Here is a 12,029-nt window from a genome sequence, read left to right as displayed (position 1 = left end):
CCGTCAGACGTCCTGGACGCGCCGGAAGGGGCGGTCGGCCTCCAGGGCGAAGGCGACGTCCAAAAGCGTGCGCTCGCTGCCCGGGCGGCCGGAGAACATGACGCCGACGGGCAGCCCGTCCTCCGTCGCCCCGGGGGTGGGCACCGAGATCGACGGGGTGCCGACGATGTTGTCGACGGGGGTGAAGGCGACGTACCTCAGGATCCGTTCGACGAGCTCCGGGTAGGGGACGGTGGGGCTGAGGTGGCCGATCGGCGGCGCCGTGTGGGCGAGGACGGGCGACAGCAGGAGGTCGAAGCCGCGGAACGCCGCCGCGTACGCCTCCTTCGTCCGCCTCAGCCGGCGCAGCACGCCCGGGGTGCCCCGCCAGTTCTTCACGTACGTCTCGTGGAGTCCCCGGCTGAGGCCGTCCATCCGGCGCCGGTCGAAGTCCGTTCCGAGGGTGCGGCCGGTGAGCCCGATGAGGAACGAGAGCAGTCCCCAGTAGGTGAGGAAGTCGTCGGTGAAGCGGGGGTCGATGGCCGGCGCCACGGGTTCCACGGTGTGGCCGAGCCGTTCGAGCGTCGCCACGGTGTCGGTGACGGCCGCCCGGGTGGCGGCGTCGGCCCGCACGCCGTTCGGCGAGTCCAGCATGAATCCGACGCGCAGCCGCTTTCCCGAGGGGCCCTCCACCAGGCCGACGGGCGGCAGCTCGGGGTTGCGCCAGTAGGTCTCGGCGGCGGCCAGGAAGGCGGCCGAGTCGCGCACGGAACGGCTCACCACGCCGTCGGAGACGATGTCGAGGGGCAGTTGGCGGCTCTGCGCGTTCGCCACCACCCGGCCTCGGGTCGGCTTCAGGCCGACCAGGCCGCAGCAGGCGGCGGGGATCCGGATCGATCCCCCACCGTCGTTGGCGTGGGCGATCGGCACCGCTCCGGCGGCGACGAGCGCCGCGCTCCCGCCTGACGAACCCCCGGCCGAATGACCCGTGTTCCACGGGTTGCGGACCGGCTCGGCGTCCTCGTACTCCGTCGTCGGACTGAAACCGAACTCGGGCAGCCGGGTCTTGCCCAGCACGGTGACCCCGCTGCTCAGGAACTGCCGGGCGAACGGCGCGTGCCGGCGCGCGTCCCTCGGGGTGAAGGCCGCGCTGCCGTGGCCGGTCGGCAGGCCCCGGTAGTCGGTGTTGTCCTTCACGAAGGTCGGCACCCCGGCGAACGGACCGCCCGCCCCGGCGGCCGGCGCCGGGGCCTCGACGTACGCCTGGACCGCGTGCAGTCGCTCCTCCACCGCCCGCACCCGCTCGACCGCGTCCCGCGCGACCTCCGCCGCGCCGACCTCACCCCGCCGGATCGCCGCGGCGAGACCCACCGCGTCGTGCTCCCCCAGGGCGTCGTCCCGGAACGCGTGCACCGTGGTCCGTTCCTCGAAAGTCGTCACAGCTACCTCAGCCCCCGGCCGTATGGATGGTTGCCCGCCATCATTCCGTACCAGCGAGTAACTCGCGAGGGGGTGGGGCGGCACCGGGGTCCGCGCGGCGGTGGGTCAGGGAGCCGTCCTCACCGGGAAGCTGAAGGCGTGGCCCTGCTCCTTCAGCCACGGCAGCACCTGCCGCAGAGCCGCCACGGTCTGGCCGCGGTCGCCACCGCCGTCGTGGAAGAGGATCGTCGGCCCGTTGGGGAGCTCGTTCTTGACCGTGTTCACGATCGAGGCCGCGCCCGGCTGCTCGAAGTCCTTCGTGTCGACGTTCCAACCGAGCGGCCGCATCCCCGCCGCGGCGGCGATCCGCCGGCTGTCCGGGGTGAACGCGCCGCCCGGCGCCCGGTAGTACTCGACCGGCGCACCCCCGGCGGCGTCCTCGATCATCTTCTGCGCGTCCAGGATCTGCTGCTTCTGGTACGCGACGGACTTCTTGTCCATCGACGTGTCGTGGGTCATGGTGTGGTCGCACAGCCGGTGGCCGTCCGCGACGACCTTCCTGACGAGTTCGGGGTGCGCCTTCGCCTGCGGCCCGATCATGCAGAACACCGCCTTGACGCCGTTCTGCCGGAGGACGTCGAGCACCTGGGGCGTCCACCGCGGGTCGGGGCCGTCGTCGATGGTGATGTTGACGGCCGTTCCGCCCGCCTCGGCCGCGTGCGCGATCCCCTCGGGCATCCGCTGCGCCGGAACCCGCGCCGGCTTCTCCACCTGGCTCGACGGCGAGCGTCCCCCCGGCCCCGCCCCCGCGTTCGCGGCGGCCTCGGTGTCCGTCAGCGCGGCGGCGGCCCACACCGCCAGACTGATCCCCACCGCCGAGGCCACCACGGCTATGTGCGTCCTGTACGTGTTCTGCTGCCCCATGGATTGCCCACTCCCCGTGTGCTCCGACCATCTCCCAGGGGAGAGGACGGTACAAACGCCGAGACGGTTTCACTCCACCCCGACCGTTCGGAACGACGTTCAGTTCTCCCGCCTGCACACGATCCTGACGCGACGAACCACAATGGGCCCACACACGTACGACCCGGCCTTCCGGCCTCTTCCCCACCTCCAGCCCCCGACCTCCCGACCGAAGAGACGAAGCATCGATGGCACTCCACGACGGCCAGCGCGTGAAGCTGGCGGCAGACGTCCGGCTCGCCGGCTCGCTCACCCTCGCCGGGGGCTCCCCGGACGCCCCCGACACCCCCGACGCCGGGGCCTTCCTGGACCCGGCGGACGTCGTCGCGGGGTCCCTCTCCCTCGCAGCCGGCACCGAAGGAACGGTCGAGCGGGTCCACGAACACCCCAAGCAGGAGAGCCACCAGGTCCGTGAGTACCTGCGGCTCAAGTCCCTCCTCGACGACTTCGGCCCCCAGATGCCCCCGGGCAGCCGGAAGCAACTCGAAGACCAGGTCGACTCCCTCGAAGCCGACTGGCTCGCCTACCAGTCGCAGCACCTCCGCGTGACGGTCCGCGTCCGCCTCGACAACGGCTTCGTCCTCGACGAGGCACGCGAGGACCTGTTCACGGACATCTGACCCCGTACCCGGGGAGCACGGGCTCGACCCGCTCGGCGCCGGCGAGCGGGCCACGGCGGCCTCGTCGGACGCCGCGGCCCGCGGGGCGGCCGGGCCGGGGTCAGCCGAGTCGGACCCGGATCTTCTGGGGGGCGCCGGCGGCGCGGGTGAGGTCGCCGAACGAGAGCCGGAGGGTGGCGCCCGTCGTGGCGGCGGTGACGGTGGCGGGCTTGGAGAGTACGGCGGAGACGCGCTTGGCCCAGGTGACCGTGAGGGAGGTCGCCCGGCGGGCGGGGTCGGAGACGACGACGGTAGCGGTGCCGTCGCGGTGCTCGCGGACGAGGACGGACGCGGGGGCGTCGGCGGTCAGGGGTCCCACGGTGCCCGCGGCCCAGAAGTTGACGGCGGTGAGGCCGATCCGGGGGACGCGGACGCCCTGCTGGGAGCCGGTGTTCGCGAGGATCCGGAGGGCGCCCTGGTCGGCGGACCGCCGTGCGGTGGCGGCGGCGCTCGCGCCGGGCATCAGGACGTACGCGTAGCCGGCGTCGGCGGGGTCGGTGCCGTGGTCGGTGAAGAGGGTGAGGTAGCGGCGGGTGAGCGGCGTGGTGGGGCCGCCGGTGTTGATGTCCCGCCAGGAACCGGTGCGTTCCTCGCGTACGGCGCTCAGCGTCATGCCCTGGGGGAAGACGTAGCCGGCGTGGCCCGCGATGTGCGCCCAGCCGGCGTCCTCGAAGGTCTGCTGCCGGCCCTGGTCGTCCGGCTGGACCCGCCCGTCGACGGTGAGCGCCGGCGCGCCCGCCGTGCCGAGGGCGCGGTTGTCGACGGTGGTCTCCACGGTGTGGCCGTCGGCTGAGGTGATGCCGGCGCCGAGGCAGACGACGGAATCGTCCAGCCAGAACCACGACTTCCTCGCGTTCATCGTGGAGGAGAGGCCCACGAGGTGCTGCCCGGTGGCGCCGAACTCCCCGTCGGTGGTGCCGCCGACCCAGGCGGCGTTCGGCATGGGCTGGCCCCAGTTGCCGCCCTCGCCGTCGGCGAGCGGCTTGCGGGAGGCCGTGATGCCGGGCAGGCGGTACGGGTCGACGGTCGGCCAGTACGCGTCCGAGTACTGCTCGAGGCCGAGGTCGTCGCCCCACCAGGAGAGCCAGCCGGCGCCGGTGTGGTAGCCGCGGGCGTGCTCGCCGTTGCCGAACTCGTAGTGCGCGATGCGCTCCGACGCCATGGAGACCGAGGCGCACCAGCCGCGGCGGCGGTGCGTGGCCCGGTCCATGTGGTGGAAGAGCCGGTGCTGCACCGGTTCGGCCGCGGGCCTGACCGAGGTGTCGTCGAGCACGGACTGCAGCAGGGCGGCGCGGACCAGGCTCAGCTTCGGGTTCCCCAGCGGCGGGGCGTACGAGTCGCGCTGCATCCATCCCTTGACCATCGCGCGCCAGCGGGCGTTCTCCGCGTCGCTCGCGCCCTGTCCGACGAGCACGATGGTCGCGAGCAGCGCGTGCGCCCTGGTGTGGTCGGAGCTCCCGGCCCTGCTGATGCCGCGCGAGGACACGTTGTCCATGATCAGGCCGTTGTGCACGAACGGTGCGATGGCGTTCTCGACGGTGTCGAGGAACAGTTGCGCGTCCGGCGAGTCCACCGGCCACCGCGACCCGCGCAGCAGCGCCATCAGACGACCGACGCCGTCGTGCAGGACGGAGCCGTACCCGCCGATGTACGGGACGTTCCGGTGCTGGACGAAGGACCCGTCGGCGTAGAAGCCGTCGCCGCCCGTCACGTACGGGAAGACGGGGTTGAGCGCGGCGACGGCGCGCGCGAGGCGGTCGGCGTCCTCCCCGACGACGGAGCGCAGGATCACGCTCCGGCACAGGTCCACGCGGTTGGCCCCGGTGGACGTCCCGGTGTACGAGTCGAAGACCGAGTCGGGCACGAAGTGGTCGACGGCCCGGCAGTACGCCGCGATCCGTTCCGCCGTCAGGTGCTCGTGGACCAGCACGCACGTGTCCATCAGCGCCTGCGCTCCCCCGATCTGCCAGTTCCACCAGTTCCCGTACCGCGTCGTCGTCTCGTTGTAGACCTGCGCGTGCACGTGGTCGAGCCCCGCCAGCACGGCCTCCAGCGCCGCCGGATCCCCCGTGAGACCGGTACCGGGCTGCGCCCACGCCTGCGCGAGCGTGCTGAGCCGGTTCAGGCTCTCGTTCATCATCGCGGAGAACGCGTACGACTCCGCGTCCGTGTCCGGCTCGGGGTCCCGCCACACCGCGTCCGGCCACAGCGACCCCTCGGCCGGCGCCATCGCTGCCAGATGCCCGCGCGCCGTCCTGCCGAGCTCGGCCAGCAACGCCTTGAACGGCTCGGCCGTGGGACTGAACCCCGTGCCGAGGACCAGCCCCCGCCACGTGGCACGCAACGCGGCGAACTCCTGCGCGTCCACCTCCTCCGCGACGGCCGGCGCGCCGCCGACCCCGACGAGTCCGAGCGTCAGCACGGTGCCTCCGCTTGCCTGAAGGAACGTACGGCGCCGCAGGGAAGAGCCCATGGGAGACCAGCCTTTACGGGAGGGGGTCGGGGGACGAATGCCTTGCCCCGCAGCCTCCGCAAGCGCTTTCTATCCGTCAAGGGACGGCACTGAATCGGGCAGTTTTCGGTCAGCCGGAGGACGGTGCCGTACGGGTGGCCCCTGCGGAGGCACGAACCCCCGCCCCCTGCCGAGTGGGCAGGGGGCAGGGGCCCGCGGCCGGCCCGGCCCTACTTCAGGTGCCGGCCGAAGAACCGGGCCCCGTCCTGTAGCTCGAACCACGGGGTGCCGAGGTGTCCGCCCAGGTTGGCGTGCAGCGTCTTCTCCTTGGCGGCGAAGGCGTCGAACAGGTCCAGGGCGCGCTGCCGCGGGTTTCCTTCGTCGTCCCACTGGAGCAGGAACAGCAGCGGGACGGTGACCTGCGGGGCTTGCTCGCGCTGGGCGCGGGGAACGAATCCGCCGGCGAAGAAGCCCACGGCCGCGATGCGCGGTTCGAGCACCGCGAGACGGATGCCGAGGGCGGTCCACCCCGAGTACCCGACCGGGCCGCCGATCTCGGGCAGCTCCAGAAGGGCGTCCAGGGTGGTCCGCCATTCCGGTACGGCGTGCTCGACGAGCGGACCGACCAGGGACTCGAAGATCTCGTCGACCGGCTCGTCGGCCCGCATCGCCCGGCGGAGCTCGGCGCGGACCTGCTCGTCGGCGGCGGAGCGGGGCCGGTCGCCGCACCCGACGGCGTCGATGGTCGCCACCGCGTACCCGGCCGCCGCGGTGTGCCGGGCGCGGGCGATCAGCCGGGGGTCGCTCTTGGGCAGGCCGTTGTTGTGGGCCATGAGGACCAGGGGGACGGGTGCGGCGGATGCCGGCGTCCACAAGGTGCCGGGGATCTCGCCGAGGATGAAAGCGCGTTCGAGGATGCCGTCGTCGAGGCGCTGCTCGGACGTGAAGTGAAGGGCCATGGTCGTGCCTTTCGGGAGTGCTGCGGTACGGCGCTCCCGGACGACCTATCGCCCGACCGTGACCCCGGAGGAGAGCACCCATGTCGTTTCTGTGTTCACGGGTACCACCTCCTCGTTCTCTCGCACGGCCTCCGGCAACGTAGCAGCGCGCGCCGTCGTCGGCCAAAGGGTTTTCCGGGCAGGGGGCAGAGGGCGACGGGCAACGGGCAACGGGCAACGGGCAACGGGCAACGGGCAACGGGCAACGGGCAACGGGCAACGCCTATCGCGTCTCCGGGTCGCTTGTCGCCTGTGCGGCACCGCAGGAGTCGCGGACCACCAGCCGCGGCAGCCATTCGATGGCGGAGTGGGCGGCGTCGGGGTCTTCGAGGCGGCGCACGAGGAGGCGGACGGCCGCCTCGCCGACGGCGAAGGTGGCGGGGCTGACGGAGGTCAGGGGGACGTCGGCGAGGGCGGCGACCTCGTCGTTGTGGCAGACGAGGGCGAAGTCCCGCGGGACACGGACCCCGTGGGCCGTGAGCCACTGGAGGAGGTTGAGGGCGTCGATGTCGGTGTGGACGAGCCCGGCGCGCACCTCGCCGGAGGCGATGAGGCGGAGGAGCTGTTCCCCGACGATGTCGTCGGGGTGTCCCCAGGGTCCGGTCGGCGCCGGGGAGAGGTCGTCGTCGGGGAGCCCGAGGGCGCGGACCGCCGAGAGGTAGCCGGTGCGGACCGCGGGGCGGGTGTGGGTGTGCCGGGCCAGCAGGGCGACCCGGCGGTGGCCCAGCCGCGCCAGGTGCCGGACGGCCAGGGCCGCACCACCGGCGTGGTCCGACACCACGCGGTCCAGGTGGGAACCGGGCACGCCGAGCGGGATCCGGCGCTCGACGAGTACGGCGGGCACGGCGGGCTCCGCGAAGCGTTCGGCCTCTTCGGCGGTGGGTCCGCCGACGGACCAGCTGGGCGCGAGGAAGAGACCGTCGACCCCGGCGTCGAGCAGGGTGGCGACGTGCTGGAGGTCGCGGTCGGCCGCGTAGTCGGTGATGCCGACCAGCAGCCGCGCCCCGACGTCGGCCGCTGCCTGGCGGGCACCCTGGACGACCGCGCGGAAGTAGTAGTCGGACACGGGCACGACCATGCCGAGCACCAGTCCGCTGGGTTTCCGTGGCACGCTCCGGCCCGCGAGGCGCGCGTCGCGGGCGTTGAGCGGCGCGGTCGGCCACGTGACGGTGCCGTGCAGGCGCCGCACCCGTCCCACGTCGGCCAGGGCTGCCACGTCCCGCCGGGCGGTCTCCACGGACACCCCCAGAGCCGCGGCGAGTTCGCTGACCCGCACGCTCTCGCGTTCACGCACCACACGCAGAATCCGACGGTGCCGCTGCTCCACGCTCTCTCGCATCGGTGCCGCCCCTCGCTCCGGTCGGGTCTCGCGGGCGCAGCGTAGCCGACGGACCGACCGGCGACTGACCGGTAGTTGACCGGGAACTGCCCGGGGCTGCCTGCGGCTCCCTGGGATAGGACCGTTCGCTGGCTGACGGCCCTTCCTGCCCGGCCGCCGTGCGGAGCCGTACGGCATCGGCCGACCGCTTCGGGGGCCGTCGGACCCGGCCCGCCACGCCAAGCCGCCGTGCGGGAGCAGCGCCGTGCGGGAGTGGAGCCGTGCGGGGGGGCGGAGACGTACGGGAGCGACGCCGTGCGGAAGTGGAGCCGTACAGGATCAACCGCCGTACAGGATCAGCCCCCGTCGGCCCTCCTTGCGAGCTGGTGGAGGCGGAGGGCGAGGTGGGTCTCCAGGGCGCGGACGGGGGTGTTCCAGTCGGGGCCGAGGAGTTGGGCGACGCGGTCGAGGCGCTGGACGACGGTGTTGACGTGGACGTGGAGGGCGGCCTTGGCGCGGGAGAGGCTGCCGCCCTGGTCGTAGTAGGCGCGGAGGGTCCGGACCAGTTCGGTGCCGCGCTCGGCGTCGTAGGCCAGGACGGGGCCGAGGACGCGCTCGACGTAGGAGCCGACGTCGGACCGGTCGCCGAGGAGGACGCCGATGAAGCCCAGGTCGGCGATGTCGGCGCCCTCTCCGGTGCGGTCGAGTGCGTGGAGGGCGGTCAGGCAGCGCAGGGACTCGGCGTGGAGCGCGGCGAGGTGCTCCGGTCCGTGTCCGGGGCCGGCGGCGCCGACGGTGACGGGTGCGCCGAGGGTACGGGCGAGGTCGGCCGCCAGGGCGCGGGCGAGGGTGCCGGGGCGGTCTCCGGGGACGAGGAGGACGACGTGGCCGTGGCGGGTGCCCGCGAGGCCGCCGAGGCCCCGGGCCTTGCGGGCGGTCTCGTCGGAGAGCCGGGCGCGCAGGGCCGGCTCGCAGTCGAGAACGGCGACGGCGTGCGGCCGTGCGAGGTCGACGCCGAGGCGCCGGGCGCGGAGGGCGAGGCTCCCGCCGTCCCGGCGCGGCGACGCCGCGGGGTCGACGAGGAGGTCGTCGAGGAGTTCGCCGCGCACCCGGTCCTCGGTCTCGGCGACGGACCGGCGCATCAGGAGCAGCAACGCGGTGACGAGCGCGGCGCGTTCGAAGAGGCGCCGGTCGGCCTCGGAGAGGTCGGCCCGTCCGGTCAGCACGATGCTGCCGAGGGCCTCGGTTCCGGCCAGGACGGCGCACGTCCACACGGAGTCCGCGTGGACGGCCCGGCCGTCGGTGAGCGAGGCGGCCAGGCTCTCGGCGGAGGGGGTGACGGGTCCGGTGCGGGAGCGGGCCAGTTCGCTGCCGTCGATGTCGTGGACGGCCACCCCGCCCCCGAGCAGCGCCGCGATCTCGGCCGCCACGTCGTCGATGCCCGCGCCCCTCAGCACCAGTTTGGTGAGGCGGTCGTGGGCGTCGGAGGCCCGGTGCAGTGCCTCGCTGTGCGCGTGGGCGGTGGCGTTCGCGGCTTCGAGCCGGGTGAGGGTGGAGCGGGTCTCGTCGAGGAGCCGGGCGCTGTCGATGGCGACGGCCGCGTGGTCGGCGAGCGAGCCGAGGAGCGCGATGGCGTCGGGGGTGAACGCGCGGGGCGCCCGGTCCGCCGCGAACAGCACCCCGATGATCTCCCGGCCCACGCGCAGCGGCACGCCGAGGATCCCGCCCAGTCCTTCTTCGGCCACCCCGTCGTCGATCGCGCCGGTGTGCCGGAAGCGCCGGTCGCTGCGGTAGTCCGTACTGGCGTAGGGGCGGGCGGTCTGCGCGACCAGCCCTCCCAGGCCCTCCCCCATGCCCAGCCTGAGCTGCTGGAAGGCCGCGGAGACCGATCCGTCGGTGACCCGCATGAACGTGTCCTGCGCGACCGGGTCGTTGAGCGTCAGGTAGGCGATGTCCGTGCCGAGCAGCGTCCTCGCCCGCCGGACGATGGCCCGGAGCACGGCGTCGAGGTCCCGCAGCCCCGCCAGGTCGCCCGCCGTGTCGAAGAGCGCCACCAGTTCCGCCTCCCGGCGGCGGTACTGGTCGAGTACGCGCCGCACGGCCAGGGCGACTTCGGTGGTCTCCTCGATCCAAGCGGCCTCCGCCGCCCCGGCCCCGCCCGCCCGCGACCGGGCCGGTTCGGCGGCGAGCTGCTCTGCGGGCGCGCCCCCGGCGAGCAGGTCCAGCAGGCTTCGCGCGGCCGCAGCCGGCGCCGCCACCTGTGCCACGCCACGCGCCGCCACCCCGGCTCCACCAGGTGCCGGCGCCCCGGCCCCGCGATGGTCCGGCGCCTTGGCCTCACCACGGTCCGGCGCCCCGACCTCACCTTGCTCCGCGGCCTTGGCCTCGCCGTACGCAGGCACCCCGAACCCACCACGCGCCGGCACACGGCCGTCGCCGGGCGTCGGCGTCCCGGCGTCGGCTCGACGGTCGGCGGTCATGAGGCCTCCTCGCGGGCCGTGCGTGGTGGGGTGCGGCGCGTGGCCCGGTCCGTCGCGTTCACGCCCAGGATGGCGGCGGGGCGGGCGGCTCACGAGCAAGGCGGTGCCGGGGCGGGTCCGGAAGGGACCAGCCCCGGCAGGCGTAGGTCGATACCTGAGGACCTAGACCCGGTCGCTCGCGGGGGCGGCGGCCGCGGGGGCCGGGGCCGTCTGCTCGTCCCGGGTGCGGCTGAGGTCGCGGCCGAGGGTCTCTCTGGTGACGGCCACGGTGATGGTGGTGATCACGGCGGCGGCGCAGAGGTAGACGCTGATGGGTGTGGAGCTGCCGTAGTCCTTGAGGAGCTCGACGGCGATGATCGGGGCGAGGGCGCCGGCGATGATCGAGGCGAGCTGGGAGCCCATGGAGGCGCCGGAGTAGCGGACCTTGGTGTCGAACATCTCGGAGATGAACGCGGCCTGCGGTCCGTACATCGCGCCGTGCAGGAGCAGACCGGCGGTGACGGCCAGGGCGATCACCACGAACGACTTGGAGTCGACGAGGCCGAAGAAGACGAACGCCCAGATCGCCATGCCCGTGGACCCGATGAGGGTGACCGGGCGGCGGCCGATGCGGTCGGACAGCGCGCCCCACAGGGGGATGGTGACGAAGTGGACGGCCGAGCCGATCAGGACGGCGTTCAGGGCGGTGCTCTTCGGCAGTCCCAGGTGGGTGGTGACGTACACGAGGAGGAACGAGGTCAGGATGTAGTACGAGATGTTCTCGCCGAAGCGGGTGCCGATCGCGGACAGGACCTCGCGCCAGTTGCGCTTGAACACCTCGACGACCGGGGCCTCCTCCTTGGCGCCCGCCGCCGCGGCGGCCTCGGCCTTGGCCTGGGCCTCAAGGAAGACCGGGGACTCGGAGACCGAGACGCGGATCCACAGGCCGATCATGACGAGCAGGCCCGAGAGCAGGAACGGTATGCGCCAGCCCCAGGACTGGAAGGCGGCGTCCGACTGCACGGCGGCGAGCAGCGAGAGGACGCCGGTGGCGAGGAGGTTGCCGCCCGGGGCGCCTGCCTGCGGCCACGAGGCCCAGAAGCCGCGGTTCTTGTCGCCGCCGTGCTCGGAGACGATCAGGACGGCCCCGCCCCACTCGCCGCCCAGCGCGAAGCCCTGGACCAGGCGCAGCAGCGTCAGCAGGATCGGCGCCCAGACGCCGATCGTGTCGTACGTGGGCAGCAGGCCCATCGCGAAGGTCGCGCCGCCCATCATGAGCAGGCTGAGCACCAGGAGCTTCTTGCGGCCGATCTTGTCTCCGAAGTGGCCGAAGACGATGCCGCCGAGCGGGCGGGCGGCGAACCCGATCGCGTAGGTGATGAACGCGATCAGCGTCCCCACCAGCGGGTCGGCGGTGGGGAAGAACAGCGTGTTGAACACCAGGGCGGCGGCCGAGCCGTACAGGAAGAAGTCGTACCACTCGATGGTGGTGCCGATCAGGCTCGCGCCGACGATGCGGCCGATGCCGCCTCTCGGCGTGGTGGTGTCAGACATGGGTTCACCGCATTTTCACAAGGGGGGACGGGACGGGATGGTACGGGTGGTACGTGTGGGGGCCATGGGTCGGCCGGTGGGTCCGGCCCGGGGGCCGAGCCTTGGTGGGCCCGCGATGGGGCCGCGTTGGGGCCGCGGTCGCGCCGAGGTCGGGTAGGGCTTTCAGCCGCGGTCGGGCCGGGGTTTCAGCCCGCGGTCGGGCAGGGCTTCCAGCCCGCGGTCGGACGG

The 12,029-nt window shown here is 73.5% G+C and carries 8 protein-coding genes; 1 reads left to right on the top strand and 7 read right to left on the bottom strand.

All coding sequences use genetic code 11. The features are described 5' to 3' along the window. Positions 1–3 precede the first annotated feature (3 nt). Together MRBLMG1_RS29245 and MRBLMG1_RS29240 are read right to left on the bottom strand one after the other, a co-directional pair. Entirely contained in the window at positions 4–1,419 is a 1,416-nt protein-coding gene (locus MRBLMG1_RS29245; RefSeq protein ID WP_367827144.1) for an amidase, read from the bottom strand. Positions 1,420–1,524: 105 nt separating this feature from the next. After that, a complete protein-coding gene (locus tag MRBLMG1_RS29240) occupies positions 1,525–2,322 on the bottom strand; it encodes a polysaccharide deacetylase family protein (protein WP_367827143.1) in 798 nt (265 codons plus the stop codon). A gap of 227 nt (positions 2,323–2,549) precedes the next feature. Between MRBLMG1_RS29240 and MRBLMG1_RS29235 the strand changes: the two genes are divergently transcribed. Next, the gene (locus tag MRBLMG1_RS29235) at positions 2,550–2,981 is read left to right on the top strand and encodes a hypothetical protein (RefSeq protein ID WP_367827142.1); all 432 of its coding nucleotides are present in this window, start codon (positions 2,550–2,552) and stop codon (positions 2,979–2,981) included. A gap of 100 nt (positions 2,982–3,081) precedes the next feature. Here the strand turns inward: MRBLMG1_RS29235 and MRBLMG1_RS29230 are convergent, their stop codons facing one another. From MRBLMG1_RS29230 to MRBLMG1_RS29210, 5 genes are all read right to left on the bottom strand, one after another. Then, a complete protein-coding gene (locus tag MRBLMG1_RS29230) occupies positions 3,082–5,493 on the bottom strand; it encodes a polysaccharide lyase 8 family protein (RefSeq protein ID WP_367827141.1) in 2,412 nt (803 codons plus the stop codon). A 209-nt stretch (positions 5,494–5,702) separates the two neighbouring features. Beyond that, positions 5,703–6,431, bottom strand: coding sequence for a dienelactone hydrolase family protein (locus tag MRBLMG1_RS29225; protein ID WP_367827140.1), 729 nt, complete (start codon positions 6,429–6,431; stop codon positions 5,703–5,705). A 262-nt stretch (positions 6,432–6,693) separates the two neighbouring features. Next, positions 6,694–7,809, bottom strand: coding sequence for a substrate-binding domain-containing protein (locus MRBLMG1_RS29220; RefSeq protein WP_367827139.1), 1,116 nt, complete (start codon positions 7,807–7,809; stop codon positions 6,694–6,696). A 335-nt stretch (positions 7,810–8,144) separates the two neighbouring features. Further along, positions 8,145–10,055: a helix-turn-helix domain-containing protein gene (locus tag MRBLMG1_RS29215; protein WP_367827138.1), complete on the bottom strand. Its 1,911-nt coding sequence runs from the start codon at positions 10,053–10,055 to the stop codon at positions 8,145–8,147. Positions 10,056–10,430: 375 nt separating this feature from the next. After that, on the bottom strand, positions 10,431–11,801 hold the full coding sequence (locus tag MRBLMG1_RS29210; RefSeq protein ID WP_367827137.1) for an MFS transporter: 1,371 nt from the start codon (positions 11,799–11,801) through the stop codon (positions 10,431–10,433). Positions 11,802–12,029 lie beyond the last annotated feature (228 nt).

This window comes from Streptomyces sp. LMG1-1-1.1, from assembly GCF_040815545.1.
Taxonomy (GTDB): domain Bacteria; phylum Actinomycetota; class Actinomycetes; order Streptomycetales; family Streptomycetaceae; genus Streptomyces.
This window is presented reverse-complemented; position numbering and strand designations above follow the sequence as displayed.